At 63.9% G+C, this 18,674-nt stretch carries 12 protein-coding genes; 3 read left to right on the top strand and 9 right to left on the bottom strand.

Features of this window, described 5'->3' with window-relative positions; all coding sequences use genetic code 11:
* Positions 1–75: 75 nt before the first annotated feature.
* Together trxA and ACJJVL_RS07230 are read left to right on the top strand one after the other, a co-directional pair.
* The gene (gene trxA, locus ACJJVL_RS07235; protein ID WP_405217783.1) at positions 76–495 is read left to right on the top strand and encodes a thioredoxin; all 420 of its coding nucleotides are present in this window, start codon (positions 76–78) and stop codon (positions 493–495) included.
* 296 nt (positions 496–791) lie between these two features.
* Positions 792–1,685, top strand: coding sequence for a MurR/RpiR family transcriptional regulator (locus ACJJVL_RS07230; RefSeq protein ID WP_405217782.1), 894 nt, complete (start codon positions 792–794; stop codon positions 1,683–1,685).
* Between the two features lie 32 nt (positions 1,686–1,717).
* On the opposite strand, the gene ACJJVL_RS07225 is transcribed toward ACJJVL_RS07230, so the two are convergent.
* The 6 genes from ACJJVL_RS07225 to ACJJVL_RS07200 form a co-directional block, all read right to left on the bottom strand.
* Positions 1,718–3,067 carry an aspartate aminotransferase family protein gene (locus tag ACJJVL_RS07225; RefSeq protein WP_405217780.1) on the bottom strand — a complete coding sequence of 450 codons (1,350 nt, stop codon included), beginning with the start codon at positions 3,065–3,067 and terminating at the stop codon, positions 1,718–1,720.
* Positions 3,064–4,311 (bottom strand): M20 family metallopeptidase, encoded by a 1,248-nt coding sequence (locus ACJJVL_RS07220; protein WP_405217779.1) that lies wholly within the window; start codon positions 4,309–4,311, stop codon positions 3,064–3,066. The genes ACJJVL_RS07225 and ACJJVL_RS07220 overlap by 4 nt, the downstream gene beginning before the upstream one ends.
* Positions 4,308–5,474, bottom strand: a complete 1,167-nt coding sequence (locus tag ACJJVL_RS07215; RefSeq protein ID WP_405217778.1) for an amidohydrolase family protein — start codon at positions 5,472–5,474, stop codon at positions 4,308–4,310. Before ACJJVL_RS07215 ends, ACJJVL_RS07220 begins: the two co-directional genes overlap by 4 nt.
* Entirely contained in the window at positions 5,464–6,789 is a 1,326-nt protein-coding gene (locus tag ACJJVL_RS07210) for a glutamine synthetase (protein WP_405217777.1), read from the bottom strand. The genes ACJJVL_RS07215 and ACJJVL_RS07210 overlap by 11 nt, the downstream gene beginning before the upstream one ends.
* Positions 6,790–6,791: 2 nt before the next feature.
* A complete protein-coding gene (locus ACJJVL_RS07205) occupies positions 6,792–8,234 on the bottom strand; it encodes an APC family permease (protein ID WP_405217776.1) in 1,443 nt (480 codons plus the stop codon).
* A 155-nt stretch (positions 8,235–8,389) separates the two neighbouring features.
* Positions 8,390–10,054 carry an APC family permease gene (locus tag ACJJVL_RS07200; RefSeq protein ID WP_405217774.1) on the bottom strand — a complete coding sequence of 555 codons (1,665 nt, stop codon included), beginning with the start codon at positions 10,052–10,054 and terminating at the stop codon, positions 8,390–8,392.
* A gap of 545 nt (positions 10,055–10,599) precedes the next feature.
* Between ACJJVL_RS07200 and ACJJVL_RS07195 the strand changes: the two genes are divergently transcribed.
* Positions 10,600–10,992 (top strand): helix-turn-helix domain-containing protein, encoded by a 393-nt coding sequence (locus tag ACJJVL_RS07195; RefSeq protein ID WP_405217773.1) that lies wholly within the window; start codon positions 10,600–10,602, stop codon positions 10,990–10,992.
* Between the two features lie 55 nt (positions 10,993–11,047).
* On the opposite strand, the gene ACJJVL_RS07190 is transcribed toward ACJJVL_RS07195, so the two are convergent.
* Genes ACJJVL_RS07190 through ACJJVL_RS07180 form a run of 3 tightly spaced genes read right to left on the bottom strand, consistent with a single transcriptional unit; the run spans position 11,048 to position 18,623 of the window.
* Positions 11,048–13,666, bottom strand: a complete 2,619-nt coding sequence (locus ACJJVL_RS07190) for an AAA family ATPase (RefSeq protein ID WP_405217772.1) — start codon at positions 13,664–13,666, stop codon at positions 11,048–11,050.
* Complete coding sequence (locus tag ACJJVL_RS07185; protein WP_405217929.1) at positions 13,663–16,635, bottom strand: DEAD/DEAH box helicase family protein; 2,973 nt, start codon at positions 16,633–16,635, stop codon at positions 13,663–13,665. The genes ACJJVL_RS07190 and ACJJVL_RS07185 overlap by 4 nt, the downstream gene beginning before the upstream one ends.
* Positions 16,635–18,623, bottom strand: a complete 1,989-nt coding sequence (locus ACJJVL_RS07180; RefSeq protein ID WP_405217771.1) for a site-specific DNA-methyltransferase — start codon at positions 18,621–18,623, stop codon at positions 16,635–16,637. The genes ACJJVL_RS07185 and ACJJVL_RS07180 overlap by 1 nt, the downstream gene beginning before the upstream one ends.
* Between the last annotated feature and the right edge of the window lie 51 nt (positions 18,624–18,674).

Here is an 18,674-nt window from a genome sequence, read left to right as displayed (position 1 = left end):
AGCGCTCCTGCTCGCTCATGCTCGCTCATGGCGAACCTGCTGGAGTTTCGCCTGTGCGGCGTAGAGGATGGTCTGATGGCTACGACAGAGATCACCAAGGACACGCTCGAGCAGACGATCACCGATGGCGGCATCGTGCTGCTCGACTTCTGGGCCGCGTGGTGCGGTCCGTGCAGGCAGTTCGGCCCGATCTTCGAGCAGGCCTCGGAGCAGCACAGCGACATCGTGTTCGGCAAGATCGACACCGAGGCGGAGCAGGAGCTTGCCGCGGGGTTCCAGATCACGTCGATCCCGACGCTCATGGCGTTCCGCGATGGCGTGCTCGTCTTCTCCCAGGCCGGGGCCCTGCCGGGGCCGCAGCTGGAGCAGCTGATCGGTGCAGTGCGCGAGCTCGACATGGAGGAGGTGCACGCGAAGATCGCCGAGCAGGCCTCAGCCGAGCAGTCGAGCGCGGACCAGGCGAGCGCGGACCAGGTGAGCGCCGACCGGGCGTAGCCGGCTGGCGCCCACCCGCACCCTCCCCCCAGCCCCGATCCGGATCGCGCGCCCCGACTTCGACGCGATGCCCGGAGCCCACGGAGAGCCAAGGCGCCCATGAGTAGCTCGCCGCCATGTCCGGTCCGCGGCACCGTCGTCACGGTGGCCATCGACTGGGCGCTCAAGTACCTGGCAACCTGTTCGCGAAGTGAGCCGTCGCAACGGCACGGAAGCTGCGACAGCCCTGACGAGCCGACGGCTATGTGTGCGCCGCTGGCCTGTACGGTCAGTTGCAGACCGAGAGGCGGACGATGGTGAGCAGTTCCGATCACGCGGGCGGCAGCACGCTCAGTGCGATCGTTCGCGATGCTCTCGAGTCGCTCAGCGCCGGCGAGCGCAAGGTCGGCAGAACACTGCTCGCGAACTATCCGATCGCGGGTCTCGAGACGGTCGCAGAGCTCGCCCGACGTGCGGGCGTGAGTCCGCCGACAGTCGTCCGGTTCGTCACCCGACTGGGGTTCACCGGCTACCCCGACTTCCAGCGACGGCTGATGCGCGAGGTGCACGAGCGACTCGGCTCCCCGCTCGAGCAGTACGGGCGAGCCGAACTGCAGCCGAGCGCCGATGATCTGGCTCGGGCTGCGCGCATCTTCTCCACCGGGATCGCCAGCACGCTCGACGATCTACCGCAGAGCGAGTTCGATCGTGCTGTGGTTCTGCTGTCGGAGTCACGCCAGCGGATCGCGCTGCTCGGCGGACGGTTCAGCCGCATGCTCGCGGAGTACCTCGGAGCACACCTGGCGCTCCTCCGTCGCGACGTCGTCGTGATCGATGACTCCGAGCTCGCTCGACTGGCAGCCATCTCGGACGTGCGCCCTGGCGACGTGCTCGTGGTATTCGACTACCGTCGCTACGATTCGCAGGTCATCAATGTCGCACAGCAGGCATCCGAGCGCGGTGCCGAGATCGTCCTGTTCACCGACCGATGGCTGTCGCCTGCGGCGGATGTCGCCGCCACGGTGCTGCCGGCGGAGGTCCACGCGCCATCGCCGTTCGACTCACTCGTACCGGCGCTGGCGCTCGTCGAAGCGGTCATCGCGGGTGTCACCGATGCACTGGGCGAGGCCGGCAGGCGACGGCTCGAAGCCATCGAGAGCATGCGCGGGCGCACGATGCCCGACCAGCCGACCGGGTTCACGGGCGCGTGAGCGCACCGGCCCGTCGCGGCAGATGCGTCGCGCTACCAGCCGCGGTACGGCTCAATCTGCGCGTCGGACACCGCGCCGGCTGACGCGTCGTCGATCGCCTGCGCGACGATCGCAGCCGCGTGATCGATGGCGGTCGCAGAGATCGTCAGGGCTGGCGTGAGCTCCAGCACGTTGCCGCGCACCGGATAGACCACGGCGCCCAGCTCCCATGCTCGGTATGCGGCCTTTGCCGTCAGCTGCGCGGCCGGTGTGCGATCGTCACGGCCGACGACGAGCTCGACGCCGAGCGAGAGGCCGAGTCCTCGCACGTCACCGACGTGCTCGGCGCCGGGGCGCTCGCTGCGTGCGTACTCCTCAAGCAGGCCGCGCAGCTGCGCGCCACGGGCGTGCGCGTTGCGCGTTGCACCGCCGGCACGCACGATCTCCAGCACGGCTCGGCCCGCTGCGCACGAGATCGGATTGCCGATCGTGGTCATGAGGGCGGATGCCGCTGGCTCGTCAAGCACCTCGGCGGGGCCGACCGCGGCTGACAGCGGCATCCCGTTCCCGAGCGCTTTGCCGAGCGTGACGACGTCGGGGAGGATGCCCGCGTGCTCGAACGCGTGAGTGCGCCCCGTCCGGCCGAGCCCGACCTTCACCTCGTCGACGATCAAGTACGCACCATGCTCATCGCTGAGCGCTCGCAGGCCCGAGAGGAAGCGAGGCGGCGGCACGATGAGCCCGCCATCGGACTGCAGGGGCTCGACGATCACGGCGGCGGTCGTGCCCAGCGCGAGCGTTGCGGCCGCCTGCTCCAGCACGTCGTCGACGACCGTGCTCGCGTCGCCGGTGTGCGGGCGGTAAGGATCCGGGTATGGCAGGAACACCGCGCCCGGATCTGCGGTCGCGCCCGCGTCCACATGGACGCCTGAGACGCCCTGCGCCGATCCGAAGCCCCCGTGGTAGCCGCGCTCGAACGCCAGGACGCCCGGCCGGCCGGTCGCATGGCGGCACCCGCGCAGCGCGACGTCATTGGCGTCGGTGCCCGCATGCCCCAGATAGACACGTCGCGGTCGCCCTGGCACCCGCGCCGGCACGAGCTCGAGCAGCTCCTCGGCGAGCGCCACGGCGTCGGGATGCGTGCCAGAGAGGATCGAGGCGCCAGGCGCATTCGCGGCGGCTGCCGCGATCGCCGCGACGATCGCAGGATTGCCATAGCCGAATCCGGCAGCCGTCCAACTCGCACTGAGGTCGAGCAGCTCTCGTCCGCCAGGCTCGACGAGCATCTCGCCGTTCCCGGAGATCGCCACGAGCGGGAAGAAGCGCAGCCGCTCCACGCCCGCGATCACTCGCGCGTCACGGGCGACCAGCTCCTCAGCAGTCGACACGTCTCGCGCGCTCACGATCGCTCTCCTGTGACCCGAGCGAACTGGCTCCGGTGGTGGTCGATGTCGAGCACCCGTTCGGCTGCGGCGAGGTACCCGGCCAGCAGCGCGCGCGCAACGGCGCCGACGGCCTCGTCGCCGGGCAGGAATCGGGGGTGGTGCAGCGGCGGCTGCGACTCCTGTCCTGCGGTCTCGACCCCGACGAACATCATCAATGAGGGCACCGCTTCGCTGAAGTAGGAGAAGTCGTCCGCGCCGAGCGATCGCATCGGCTCCGCGCCGTCGACGCTCAGCTGCGCGAGCCATTCGTCGGCGCCGAGTGCGAGGCCCGAGTCGTTCACCAGGACGGGTTCCCCCTCCGTCCGGGTCACCTCCGCACGCGTGCCGAAGGCCTCTGCGGTGCGCTCCGCCATGACTCGGACCGCGTCGAACAGCGGCTCCCGGTCGGCCGGATCGGTGGTGCGCATGGTCGCGAACAGGCGTGCCGAAGCGGGCAGCACATTCGCCGCGCCCTCCCCCGCGCTCATCGTACCGACGCTGATGATCGCCGGATCCAGCGGCGCGACCGTGCGACGGACCACCTCCGGGATCGCGAGAGCGATGTGGGCGATGGCGGCGACCGTGTCGGAGCCCTCGTGCGGGTAGCCACCGTGACCGCCGCGGCCCTCGATTCGCACCTCGATCTCGTCGGCAGCAGCGTTGATGAAGCCGCCGCCGACCGCGACGGCACCCACGCGCACACCCGGATGCACGTGCGCGGCGATCACGTGGGCGATGTCATGTCTCGGCAGCACCCCGCCCCGCACGATGTCGAGCGCGCCCGATGGGTAGCTCTCCTCCCGCGGCTGGAGCAGCGCCACGAGCCCGACGGGCAGCTCCAGGCCGGCGGCAGCGCTCAGCAGCGCCACCAGCGCGGCCTGGTGGACGTCGTGACCGCATGCATGCATCGCCTCGCCCTCGGCCGAGAACGACGCGCCGGTTGTCTCGGTCATCGGCAGCGCGTCGAGCTCTGCTCGAAGGGCGATCGACGGCCCATCCTGCGGACCGATCCGCCCGACGCCGCCCGCGTCGGCGACCGGCTCGAAGCGGATCACCGTGTCCAGCTCCCGCGCGATCCGCGCGGTCGTCGGATGTTCGCTGCCAGAGACCTGTGGTGCGGCATGCAGCTCATGGCGCAGCTGGATCGCGGCCGGCAGCATCCGCTCGAGCGCGGCGCTCCACTGCGTCGCGAGCTCTGCCAGCTCGGTCACGCTGGCGTTCACGAGCCGTCGGCCTTCGCCGGAGCGTCCAGCCCGTAGGCACGGCGCGCGTTTCCCCACGCGATGAGCTCAGCCACACGGCGACGTTCCTCGGGCGGCCAGCCATCCCGATCGGCAAACACATCGAGGGCCTGCTGGAGACCTCGACGAAACAGCAGCGCGCCCAAGTAGTAGAGCTCGGCGACCCCGAACGCGTCAGAGGAGAACACGATCTTGTGGAACGGCGCGAGCTCGAGCGTCTCGGCGATCACCTCGCTCGACCGGGCGCCGGTGTAGTTGATGGCGAGCCCGACATCGAAGTAGACGTGCGGGAAGACCTGCGCGAGATACCCGGCCTCGCGGTGGAACGGGTAGCAGTGCAGCAGCATGATCGTCGCGCCGGACTCGCGCGTCCGTCGCAGGAACTCGGTGAGGAGCAGCGGGCTGCATCGATGCAGATCGACGTCGGCGTCGCCGTAGCCGACGTGGAACTGGATCGCGCAGCCACGGTCAACGGCCGCCCACAGCAGGTGTCGGATGATGACCGGGCTGTCGAGCCGCACGGCCGCGCCATGTCCGATCTGCTCGCGCCAACCACGCACCGCGGTAACGACCGCTGCATCGGCGGGCCGCGCGCCATCGAAGTCGAGCCCGATCCGGTAGGCGGCGATCGACTTCACCCCGATTGCGTGCGCCAGGCGCTCGTCGAGCAGTCGGCCGAACGCCGCCGTGAAGCCGTCCGCAGCACACCCCTCGAGCATGAGCTCCTCGGCAAGGCGCTCCAGCCGCACGACTTCGTGCGACCGTGCCGCTCCGGCCGCGGCCATCCCCGCAGGGTCGAGGATCTCGTCACCGCGGTGACCGGTCTCGATGCAGTAGTCGCTGATGCCGGAGGAACGCAGCAGCCGTTCACTCGCCTCGACCCCGAGCTCGCGGCGGCGTGCCAGATATGCATCCGGGTCCGCGAACGGCTCGAGGCCCAGCACCGGCGCGCAGTATCGGCGGATCGCGAAACCGACCTGGGTGTCGAAGTGCGTCGTGCCCGCCGGGGCTGCCCAGTCAGACTCGGTGATCAGGTCTTCGAAGGCGGGCCGCTCCAGCGGGCTCGTGATCACGCCGTGGCAGTGATGATCCAGCAGCGGGATGTCGTCCAGCGCCGTCGCATCCGTGGGCAGGTCAGTAGACACGGGTGTAGACCTCGCACTGCTCCGCCAGCGATTTGGTCTGCACCGACGCGAACTCATCGCGCTTGATCGCCTCGTAGGTGGCGAGAAGCGCTGGCGAGAACCAGCCCGAGACGATCTCGTCGCTGCGCAGCACGTCCATGGCCTCCGCGAGGTCTCGCGGCAGTCGCGCCAGGCTCGCGTGCGTGCCGTCCAGGTCGAGCTCCCCCTCGACGATCTCGGGGGTCTCGAGGCTCTCGCGCAGACCCTGCATGCCCGCGCGCAGAATCGTGCCGAGCAGGATCCACGGGTTGGCGCCGATGTCGCCACCGCGGAACTCGAAGTGCAGCTGCCCACTCGGGTCACGACCATCGCTCTCGTTGGTCGGGCAGATGCGCAGCAGCGCCTCGCGGTTCTGCAGGCCGAGGAAGGCGCGGGCGGTCGACCAGTTGTGCGGCGCGAGTCGCAGGTAGCTCGTGGCGAGCGGCGCAAACAGCGCAGCCATCGCCGGCCCGTGCCGGATGATGCCGGCGGCGAAGCTGCCAGCGCGCTGCGAGATGCGGCCAGGGCGCGAGGGGTCGAAGACGAGCGTGTTGCCATCCTCGTCGTCGAGTCCGAAGTGCACGTGAACGCCGTTGCCGGTCTCGCCCGGTGCCACCATCGGCGCAAAGGTTGCCTCGCGCCCGTGGGCGGCGAAGAGGTCGTGCACGATGTCGCGCACGAGGATCGCGCGATCTGCGGCAGCCACAGGGTCGGTGGGTGCGACGGTGATCTCGTACTGGTGGCGACCGTACTCGGGCAGCCACGTCTCCGGCTCGAGCCCGGCGCGGTGCAGCACGGTCATGAGCGTGGAGCCGATCGGCTCCGCGTTGCGGAAGGCCTGCAGCGAGAACGGGTGGTGGTCGCCCTTCGCGCTCATGTCGACGAATTCGTGCTCGAACGAGCACCGCGTGGTGATGCCGAACTCATCGCGCAGCTGCTCGACGGCCGTTCGCAGGAACGTGCGCGGGCAGCTCTCCCAGGCCGACCCATCCGTGTTGATCAGATCGGCGAAGACGATGTTCAACGGCGGGCGACCGGGGATGCCGTCGACACGGGTCAGGGAGGAGTGGTCGGGCTTGAGCCGCAGATCGCCGGTCGAGCCGTACGGGATGTTGTCGACGATGTGGCCGAGCGATCCGATGCCGAGGTTCGCCGGTACCCATCCGAGCGAGGTGTCCTCGTCGAAGTCGGCCAGGCGCATCGACCGACCCTTGGTGCGCGCGGCGATGTCGGTCGTCGCGACGAAGATCAGCTCGTCAAGTGCGGGGGCGCTCTCCCGCGGGTGCTCGGTGGGCATGCTCAATCCAGATCCTCGGTGGTGAGGCGCGACCCGATGCGGTCCGCCAGTGCGGGCTTGGCCAGAACGATCGCGAGCCCGATGAGGCACCAGGCTCCCGCGATCCAGGGGAAGTAGGTGTACGGCGCGACCTGGCCGGTGATCTGGACCGCGTAGACGTAGACGAGGAACGCGACACCCAGCACCGGCACGACGATCTCCCACTTCGGAATGCGCGAGCCGCGCTTGAACGTGTAGCGGATGACGCCGACGGAGCACATGGCGTAGGCGACGACCATGCAGAGCGTGGCGATCGTCGCATACCAGTAGTAGGCGTCGACGCTCGACGCACCGAACAGGCCGAGCGTGACGGCGAGCACCACGGTGAGCACGACGACGAACACGGTGCTGCGCACCGGCACGCCCGTCTTGGGGCTGAGCTGTGCGAAAGACTTCGGTCCGAAGCCGTCGCGCGCGAGCGCGAACAGCAGACGGGATGCCGCCGCCGTCGAGCTCAGCAGCGACGCGAACGCGACCAGGAACGCCAGCACGGAGATCAGCACGGCGAACCAGGGCCCGATGTAGGTGGACGCGAGCGCAGTGAGCGTGGATGACGCCCCGGCGAATGCCTCGATGCCCGCGGCGTCGGTGCCGAAGCCGATCGTCTGCGCGAACATCACGAGCACGTAGATGACGCCGGCGATCGCGACCGCGAGCAGCAGCGCGATGGGCACGACGCGCTTCGGGTTGCGCGTCTCCTCGCCCAGCGAGGTGCCGGATTCGAAGCCTGCCCAGGAGAGGAAGCCGAACACGGCGGCGGTCATCACCGCGCTGATGGGAGCATCTCCGGGAAGCAGCACCGAGAAGTCGACCCCGGTCGAGACCGGCGCGTCGCCCGACGCGACTCGCCCGATGATCACGAGCGAGAGCACGACCATCGCGGCGATGCCGACGAAGCCGATGCCCAGCAGCGTCCGCGCGGTGACGGTCGACTCGCGGATGTTCAGCAGCAGCACGAACACGGCGACGACGACGGGCACGAGCATCCACGTCCACGCCGGCATCGCGATGCCGAGCTCCGACATCATCGCTTCGAAGAAGACCGCGCAGGCGCCTGCGATGCACGCGGCGAAGAAGAGGTAGGTGCCCAGCAGCGCGAAGCCGCCGAAGAAGCCCGCGCGCGGACCGAGCGTCGTGCCGGCGAGGGCGTAGACGGAGCCAGCGTGCGTGATGTACCGCGTCAGACGGATGAACGCGTAGGCGACCAGCATCGTGCCGATGAACGAGACCACGAAGGTGAACGGCACCCCTGAGCCGACCAGTCCAGCCACGCCGATGCCGTTGAGCGACATCGCCATGACGGGACCCATGAAGCCGACGGAGATCGCCACGACCTCCCAGAGCCGCAGCTGCCTGCGTGGTGTCGTCGTTCCTGTGCTGCCGGGTGCATTCACCGTGGAAGTCATCGGTCAGGACCTTTCCCTCGAACGTCATCGTTGACGTTCATCAGACGGCGAGCCGCCATTCGGAGCAATATGTAACAGACATTACACACGTGAGGGTGCTCAGAACAACGCGGCTGCCGATCTTCACGGCGTGTGGACGCCGCTCGCAGCTGCCGCTACCCGCTGCTGCTGTCGGCTCCGCGACGGCCGACCACGATCGCCTGACCGATGAAGATCGCCGCCGCGACAGAGCCCGCGACCACGATCGTCCACGGGCTCGACTGCACCTTGAGCACGGTGAAGGGCACGAGGATCGCGATGTCGAAGGCAATCGTCAGTGCCGGCAGCCACCGGTTCGCCTCAAGCTTGGTCCGAAGGCGCCGGGCCACGCCCCACTGCACTGCGATGTCCATCGTCAGGTACAGCACCACGCCCATCGAGGCGATCTGGCTGAGGTCGAGGAATGCGGTGACGAGGATCGCGAGGCCCGCGGTGATGAGCAGCGGCTGCTGAGGCACCTTCGCCGGCAGCGTCGGCGCCTGCCGCATGTCCTGCAGCATCGCGTACAGCCTGGAGACCGAATAGAGGCTGGCCAGCAGACCCGAGAGCGTCGCGACGACCGCGACGACGACCGTCAGCGCGACACCCCACTGGCCGAAGAGCGGCCTCGCGGCTTCGGCGAGCGCATAGTCACGAGCCTCGACCGCGCCGTCAGCGCCGATGCTGGCGGCGACCGACAGGGTGATGAGGAAGTAGAGCACCGCACAGATCGCGAGCGAGATGACGATGGAGCGCGCGATGTTCTGCTTGGCGTCGCGGATGTCGTCGCCCTGATTCGTGATGGTCGTGAAGCCCTTGTACGCCAGCACGCACAGCGCGACACCGGCCAGCAGCCCGAAGGGCTGCACCGACTGACCGGACGCCTGAGCGAACAAGCCCGCGCCGGAGAGGGCCGCCGCCACCAGGCCCGCGATGGCGAGCGCCGCGATGCCGACGATCTTCAGGATCGCGGTCGCCATCGCTGAGCGCTCGACCAAGGAGTTGCCCACGAGGTTCACGACGGCTGCGGCGGCGATCGCAAGCACACCCAGCACCGGCACGAGCACCACCGAGTCCTGCATCCCGAACGGGCGCAGCAGGTAGGTGCCGAACGTGCGCGCCAGCAGGCTCTCAGCGATCACCATCGAGACGTACATGAAGAGGGTGAATGATCCGGCGGCCACGCCGGAGCCGTAGGCGTCCTTCAGGAGCATCGCGATGCCCCCGGCGGAAGGATTCACACTCGAGTAGCGCGCGTAGGCGTACGAGCTCGTCGCCGCGACCACTGCACCGGCTACGAATGCCGCGGGAAACCAGTCGCCCGCGACTTCTGCGACCTGACCGACCAGCGCAAAGATGCCAGCACCGATCATGACACCGGTGCCCAGCGACACCGATCCCGCAAGCGTGAGCTGTTTCTTGTCAGCGGGCATCCGTGCTCCATCTCGATCGTCCACGATCGGTGCCGCCTCCCACGACCGCACCGGAGGCGTGCGAGCGTAGCAGCGCGGACCGAAACCTGGCCCAGCAGGCAGACGGATCGCGGGCGTCCTGCGATGCCGCTGGAACCGGCTGATGCCGAGTTCGCGCTCCACCTGCGGTGTGCGGTCACCCAGCAGCAGGAAGGCGACGAGACCGCCGTTCGGGAACGCGAGGGTCGCGACCGCCCCGATCACCTTGGTGATGAGCGCTACGCCCATGCGCAGCAGCCTCTCCAGCGCCCAGGCGCACAGCACTCCCCACAGCACGATGAGCGCGGCGGGCACGATCCACCGCGGGACGCCTGCTGCGACGCCGCCCATACGTGTTCCGATGACCGCAGTACGACAGGCGATGCTGCGGCGAGCGGCAGTCGCCGCGGCGGAGGCCGCGAAGCGACCCGTCTACATGCACCCGCCGCGCGGTCGACGACCGCTGCGGACGCAGCAGTCTCGTCGTCGTCAATCAGGAGGACACACAAGATGCAGCGCTCGACCGAGCGGATGCGTTCGCATCGGACGATACTGCTGCCATCGGGCATGTGGGCGTTGAGCACGACGTCCGGCTCCATGGTCGCGACCATCCCGACCATGCCGCGCACTTCCGTCGATTCGCCTGCGACCACGAGTTCTGGATCGTTGGCGAGCACGTGGGCGTTGCCGCGCCGCACGATCTCCCGGTGATCACGAGCAGCACGCGGGAGCTTGCGTCGGCCATCGCTCCTCTCCGCGCTCGTCAAGAGGCATCTAGGAGGTGCGGGGAAGGGAAGCCGAATACGACAGAAGCCCCCGCGATGCGGGGGCTTCGAAGAGCTGGCGTACTTGACGTCTGCTCGAACCATGGCATAGCCGGGTTGAACCCTAGCCAGTTGCGGAAGCTGGCGGTGCTCGGTGATCGACAGGACGGTTCGAGCACTGCCAGTGCGTACCGGGCGCAGGCGTTGACGAAGCGATTCGCACACGCGACGCTTGCGGAGATTGTGCGCCGAGCAAAGGCAGGCGAGAGCGCACGGTCGCTGGCAAGAGCGTTCGAAGTTGCCCCGACCGCGATGTCGAAGCTCCTGCGCGACTATGGCGTGCCGACGACAAAGCGCATCGTGACCGACGACGAAACGGCTGCGTTGACACGCGGGTATGAGGCTGGAGCCACGATGCGCGAACTCGAAGCCAAGCACGGGTTGTCACACGGTGCGGTGTTCAGGGCACTGCATCGCTCGGGTGTGGAGACGCGGGCGAAGGCACCGCGGCGGAAGCTTCCGTAGCCCGATGAAATAACACCCTCGTCAAGCCTGCAACGCAAGCGGCAGGATCCGACGTTCAGCGCTTCGCGTCGTGAGATCTTTTGAGTCCTTCCAACTGGGACCAATGGGCCTCGAGCCCGGTGAGCGTCGGACTAACGCTCAAGGTGACGAGCGCCTGGGAGTGGCCGTCGATGTAGCGGCAGGCGATGTCGAAGATTTCACTGACCTTAGGAATGATCTCGCCGAGCTTGTCTAGGTCAATGCTAGACAGCGTCGACATCTGAACATTCGCCTGGTAACGCCTGGTCACACCTTTCAAGAGCTCCTCCTCCGTGAAGACCTCGCACCACGAACGGATGTGATTGTAGGTTGAACGCACGAGAGCATCGCGCACCTCGCCGTCCTGAGCCCGTGCGGCTTGTATGGAATTATTTATGCGCCCCTTGATCGCATTCAGTGAGTCGATCCGCGGGGCCGTTCCCCGGGTGACTCTCCCCTTGCCATTCTCATCAGTGATCTGGAAGTAGGCACACCGCCTGGACTTCTCAACGAGGTTGAGCAGTGTCGTCGCAAACAGGATGTCATGGGTGAATACAATTACTTGGTTGTGCTCTGAGAGGCGCACAATCCGCTCAGCGACCTCGTCGATCCTGCGGTGGTCCAGGCTCGAGACCGGGTCATCAAAGATCACCGGCGCCGATATACCCGCCAACCGAGCTTCGGCAAGGAAGTCGGCAAGCGCCAGCACCTTCTGTTCGCCCTCAGAAAGTACCTTCGAAGGCTTGTGTTTACCAGTCACAACCTTTCGACGATGAGCCCGACCATCGCGACCAACGAACTGCAGCTTCATCGCGGGCGTCCGCAACGCTTCGCACTCCTCGAGGAAAAGTGCGTCGAAACTCTGATTGATCAGTTCATTGCTGGCAGTCTTCGATAGTTCCGTCACTGCGCGCACGAGCCCTGGCAATGGACGCTTGAGAGTGCGGAGTCGGTCAGCTTCCTTTGCGCTCTTGACCCGTGCTTCGATGAGCGTCCAGGATTTGCCGAGCTCGACTTTTTCTTTCAGTTCGAGGAGCTCGGCTTGCTTTTCCGCTAAGGAGGCCGTCCGGTTCAGTTGCTGAGCTTCAAACTCTTCGATCTTGGTTCGAATCGCTGCCAGCGCGGAGTCTACTGCGGCCTTAGGAACCGTAACTGCATCGAGGTCACCAAGCCCGACGGGCTCACCCGCCGCTACTGCAGCAGTCACCGTGTTGCGCGTTTCGTCGACGAGCGCGACGTCCGCATAGAAGGCCGGTCGCTGATCGTCATCCTCGTACTGCTCGACAAAGGCAACGATATCGCTGTTTGAAATGTCCATGATCTGGTGCCTGAATTCCGACAAGGATGCGTCTGTGACTCCGATATCCGCAGAGATCTTGTCCTCGAGGTACGTCGAGTAACGCGCAATCAGCTCTCGCGCAGAGTCGAGGACTGGCTGGCGGCAGTAGAGGCATCGCTCTTCGTCGTGGGCCCCAACCTCGACGAGGTGCTGGCGGTACGATTCGCCAGCCTCAATGAATTTACTCCAGGTTCCTTCTGGTTCTGCAGGCAGGTCTGCAGCGGCAAACAGTTCCTTTCGGAACGTCTCGTAGTCTTTACCCAGCTGCGCGCGTCGGGCGATGCCTTCATTGTACGCTGTCGCGTCAAACACGAGAAGGATATTACCTATAGCACTCGCTTGAGTAAGGACCCGCTGTTCGCTCTTAAGCGCAGTGACCTGTGCACCGATCGTGTTAGAACGCAGCGCGGCTACGCCTTCAGTTAGGGACTCCAGTTCGGCGTCAACAACTTTCCCGCTCTTGGCGCTAGCCTTAAGGCTTGCGAGATCAGTCGACGCTCCGAGCGCCTCGATCTGCGGGTAGAGTTCCGATCCACGCTGAAACCGTGTCAACAGCCCAGAATTCTCCGAACCCAATGCTGAAAGCGCCGCGTCGACGCGACTCGTAACCGCTTGGATTGCCGCGGTGACGTGTTTGAACAATGCGAGCGCGGTGGGGACGTAGACATAGTCCAGGTCTTCATCGACGTGTGTCGTGACGGCAGGGCTATCGAAGATGGACATCCGCGTAAACGGGGAAACTCCTCGGTCTCCGTTCCAAGCAAAACTCTGTGCCTGGTCACCGAGCATATAGTCGAGGCTGGCACTCTGGCCCTCGACCGCGTCAGCGTCGATATTTCCGAGAATCGTATCGGCCGTGCGGCTGTTGGCGAGTGCCTTGAGAATGCGGGAGTATCCGGTCTTACCCGTTCCGTTTTCACCGTAGAGGACCGTCAGACCCTCATGAGGCTCAATTGCCGAGTCAGGCACCAGCGCGTTTACACCACGAACATTTGACAGCCGCGTCAACGTCAGAGGCGGCGCAGCTTCGTCCTGACGCGCTTCGACGCTGAGAGGAGAAACGACCGGCAGCGTCCGCTCGTCGAGCGCCTTCTCCTGGCGAAACAGCGTGTAGGCCGTCTCGACAGTCGAGTCACCGGCCGGGCGTCCGCTGGCCAGAACCTCAGCCACGAGCAAGCGCACCCACTCGTCGCTCTCATTCGCCCAATCAGCAAGCAATGCGCGTGGGTCGAGCAACGCCGTTGCTTTCGTCTCCGTATTGCCGCCGTCCGCACTTGACACGACGTCGGTGGTTGTCGAGTCGTCGCTCTTCGTCACAGTCGCCACGTTCCCGGCGCAGAACGCGCGTAGTCCTCGACACCGATTGCCTTGAAGTGCTCTGTGGCGGACTTAATTTTCGCCAGTTCACTCGGTCGGAGCTTCGAATCGTCCATCGTGCTCTTCGTCTCGCGGATCATGTAGATCCGGTCCTGCCCATCCTCGTGCTTGATGATCGCCCAGTCGGGGTTGTACGGGCCGACTGGCGTGTCGATCTTGAACTTCGATGGCAACTTCATAAACATTTTGATGTCCTCGCGGGAGTCGAGCAGTGCGGCGAACTGGCGTTCGACATCGGAGTCGTAAACGACGTAGTCAAAGTCAGTCTTCTGTTTGTTCTGCACCTGGTACATCTGGTCGAGGAAGCGTTCCTTCTCCTCCAGGCCGTCAGCCTGCAAATCACGCAACTCGTAGACCGAGCCAGCGATCTTCTCGTACTGGATCCCCTCGACAACGATCTTGGCGAGCTCTGTTTTCAGGGCACGCTTGACCATGGCGATGAAATCGTTCGGGTTGTTGATGAACTCGTCGAGTCGGCCCGAACCGATCAGAATGTCCACGATGGTCTTGCGGGTGAGGGAAGTCGCGTCTTGCAGTTCAGTGATGATGTCCGGCAAGTCGTAGCTGCCCTTGAGGTCAGCTGACCGGGTGCCGAGCTCTTCGCCTTTCGCACCGCCACGCAGCACCTTCACCCCGGCTCGAGTGACCTGGATACGAAGTGCGTCGATCTTCGGGGACTCCTGGATCACCTTCAGCGAGTTATCGATGATCTCGTCTCGCTTGACGTTGACCCGGTAGGTCGTCTTGCGACTGATAGCGTGCCAGAACTCTTCGAACTCTGGACTCTCGTAGAGCTGCTTGTTGAGTGCACGCGGGTGGCGATTGCTCTTGGGTTTCACGTACCGTTCGATGCTCGTTCGTCCGACGAGGTCGATGATCTGGTCTTCGTACTCGCCCAGATACACCGGCAGGTCGAGCGAGAACTCGAAAGTATTCGGCAGGAACTTCGACGTCACCTGACCATCGGCCAGGAACCCATTCATGGTGAGGTGGTCGAAGACTTCCTTCGACCTGGTGAACCCAAACAGCTCGTCGGTGACGGAGCCATCTTGAGCATGGCGAGGGATCTTGGCGAACTCGCTCAGACGCACGCGGCCGATCTCCACACCTGCCGACTTGTACTCGTTCTGCAGACTCTTGGCGAATGCGAGGTACGACTCGTTGGCGATCACTGTCAGGGTCGCGATGCCGCGGTCGGCCACACGAGTGAAGCCGTCGACGGTCTTGGTGACAGGCAATCGAAGTCCACGACCAATGGTCTGTCGCCGGTCAACCTCGGCACCCATTTCACGGAGGGTGCAGATCTGGAAGACGTTCGGGTTGTCCCAACCTTCGCGAAGTGCGGAGTGGCTGAAGATGAAACGCACTGGCTCGGCCTCATCGAGCAGTCGTTCCTTAGCTTGCATGATCAGTTCATATGCATCGTCGTCTGCCTTCGTGACACCAGTGCTGTCCTGGAAGCTCGTGGTCTTGCCACGTTTGATCTGCGAAAAGTAGGCCCGCCGCAGTTCGCTCGGTGCCTGCGGCAGCAGCTCCTGGTAACGAGCAGACTTGGCGCGTTCCTCAATGAACACCTCATCGAACCACTTCACAAAGTCACCGTTGGCATCGTCGTTGCTGGCACCGTCGCCGAGGAAGCTGGCCACCTTGTCGACGAAGAACAGACTGAGCACCTTGATGCCCTTGTCCCGCAACATCGATTCTTTACGCAGATGCTCGCGAACAGTCTCGCGAATCATCTCCTTGTAGATCGCACCGCTGGAGCCGCCGATGCTCTCGCCTTCGTAAAGGAAGCCGTGTGTCGTCAGATCGACGTAGGCCGGCTCGATGCTCATCTCGTTGATACGCCAACCCTCGTAGATCGGGTTGTTGGTCAAACGCTCGTCGGACAGCTCCTGATGGGGCTTCACGCTGACAACGCGACGCTCCAGTGACCCGTCGGCCTTCCGGCACGACAGTTCCAAACGGGCAGTCCACGTCGGCTCCCGCTTCACCTCAACTAGCTTGATATACGGAGTGGCATCCGCACCTTGCTGCTGAACTTCGGCCACCACGATCTGCTTAACCAGGCCAAGGTCGTGAGCATCCACCGGGTCGAGCCGGTAGACAACGTTTCGCTGCTTCTTGTGCGTCGCACTGTAGCGAAGGGTGAAGGCTGGGTCGAGTTCACCGATGGCCGACTGCGAGAGCTGCGATTCCATGTTCTGCGGCTCGTCCATGATGACCACGGGGTGCGTAGCCTTCAGATAATCGATCGGACGTAAACCGTTCAGCTTGTCACGGGTCTGGTGAATGATGCGAGTGTTCGCGTTGCCACGGATCGAGTCGATCGTCATGATCATGATCTGCACGTTCGTTGACGTGGCGAATGACTGCACCTCTTCGGCACTCTTACCGCTGTACACAGACGCATCGAATGGGTAGCTCGGGTAGAGATCTTTGAAGTGCTGACGCATCAGTCGAATACTGGTGCTGACACCTTCGCGAATGGCGACGCTCGGCACCAGGATCACGAACTTGGTGAAGTTGTACTTCTGTGCCAGCTCGAAGATGGTACGGAGGTAGACGTAGGTCTTGCCGGTTCCGGTCTCCATCTCAACGTCGAAGTCGAGTGCGTCACTGAACAGCTCGCCCCCAACCTCCAGGCCGTTTCGATCCTGCACACGTTGCAGATTGGCCAGGATCGTGAACTTGTCGAGAACGACGTTGTTTCCCACCGCTCCCACTTCTTGGGTCAGATCGAGGTCGAGTGCAGCCTGATCGGTCTCCTTCACAGCCGCCTGTCCGCGAAGCGCCATCACCAGCTTGTCGGCGTCCTTCGGTTGCCCGTCGAAGAGGTCAACAACAGAATCGATGGCCGTGAGCTGAAACGGCTGACTCGGGTCGAATTGAAATCCTGAGCCGCTCATCACGCCGTCCACAGTTCAATGTTTTTAGACTTCGCCAACTGAACCAGGTTGGTCTTCAGTTCATCGTCGCCCTGGAACGCATCCTCAAGGATCACGATCCGTGAAGGATCGGCTTCTACAATCGCACGCAACTGCTCGAGCGTTGGTTTGACGTGCTCGTCCAGGTAGGCAAGTACGGCAACGTCACCATCTGGCTGACGCACGGAACGAAGGTCAAGGCCGGCGATCTCGACCGGGGAGATCTTCTCGGTCAGTGAGTAGCCCTGCTTGAGCAGAATCTCGGTGAGCAGGTCGTCGGGCGTAGCGTCGTCAGTGCTGCTGCTGTCGCGCAGGCCAAGTAGCCGCTGCTGCAGCGCGTTCTCTTCGATCTCACTCGTCACGCGCCACTTCGAAAAACTCGTGTCGCTGAGTTTATAGACGCGGAGGCCAAAGTCTGCCGAACTGCCTTCGTTGATGCGACCATCGAGGTCTGCCTCGGCGCTCGCTGCAGCAGCACGAATTCGGGCCACAGCTACATCCGCGATCGAACGGTGCCCGGCCAAGCGAGCTTCATGATCATCTGCCAATGGTTCGGGAAGTTGCACCTGAATAAATCGTCGCGAACCACCGTCCTCGGCGTTACTTTTCAGAACAGCGTGAGCCGTTGTGCCCGATCCCGCGAAGAAGTCAAGGACGATGGCGTTCTTATCGGCCGCCGCATCGATCAAGAGCTTGATCAAGTTAACGGGCTTCGGATAGTCGAACCACGCCGGTTCGAGTCCCAGCTTCTTTATGTCCGCAGATCCTTCATTCGTCGTGATATCCATCACGAGATCCTTGAGGGCAGCAGAATCGATATCGCGAACTTTGGTGGATACCTTCCACCCTGACGATGATTCATGGAACGCAAGATTATATGATTCGGACTCAACCTTCGGCCTTCCCCAGCGGAACGCATGGTACTTGTTCGTGCCGTTGTTGTTCCGCTTGGGTGAAATCTTCACATACTCACGATGGATATGCTCGTCCGAAACCGAGGCCGTCTTCACATCACCGGTTGCAGGATTGTAGTAGATGTCGAACACGAGGTTCGGGCGAGTTACCTCGTTGAAGGCCGAGTTCGTATTGTAAAGCTCATTCTTGAGAACGTAAGGGCCCCGCGCGTCACTCTGAGCTGTGTAGTTGAAACCTTTGTAAATTGTCGGCATCAGCGCTTTGAGTCGTGCTCCCGAGGTACGAAACTCACCAACTTCATCGCCACGCCGAGCGTAGCTCAGGATATATTCTTTGGTACCGACGGCACCGCTCCCGGATATCTGTCGACCCTTCAGATTGCTTACCCAAACGAAGGTATTCAAGTAATTTGACTCGCCGAAGACAGAGTCAGCGAGCTTCTTGAGGTTGTCGTATTCATGGTCATCGATTGACATGAAAATGACGCCATCGTCAGCCAGCAGGTTCCGTGCAAGCTTGAGTCGCGGGTACATCATATTTAGCCAGTTCGAGTGGTAACGGCCCTCGGTATCGGCATTGCTTGAGAGCTTCTTGCCCTCTTCATTGACCTGACGTGTCCACTCCAGGTAGGTGTCAAGACCTTCCTTGAAGTTGTCAGGGTAGACGAAGTCTTTGCCGGTGTTGTACGGAGGATCGATGTAGATCATCTTGATCTTGGCGTGATAGTGCTTCTGCAAGACCTTGAGCACTTCGAGGTTGTCACCCTCGATGAAGACGTTCTTGGTGTTGTCCCAGTCTTTGCTGTTCTCGAAGTCTGGCTTCAGCGTCGCGGTGGTCGGCTCCTGGGCTGCACGCAGGGCTCGCTTCTTGCCGGGCCAGAACAGTCCGAATCGTTCGGTCGGATCGGCGACATCGGTGCTGAGCAACTCCTGCAGCTTGGCAACATCCACCTTGCCGTCGGCGATGGCCTCCGGGATCAAATCGGCCAACTGTGCGGCCAGCTCAGTCTGGAAGTTTGGTGTGGTTGATGGTGTTTCGTAGATGTCGTCGCTCATTCGTCGTTCTCCGTCATTGCGTTAGTAATTCTTGTTGTGATCGCTCGTGCA

The organism is Agrococcus sp. Ld7, from assembly GCF_045064095.1.
Classification (GTDB): domain Bacteria; phylum Actinomycetota; class Actinomycetes; order Actinomycetales; family Microbacteriaceae; genus Agrococcus.
The sequence above is the reverse complement of the archived record's forward strand: the minus strand, read 5'-3'. Positions and strand labels throughout refer to the sequence as shown.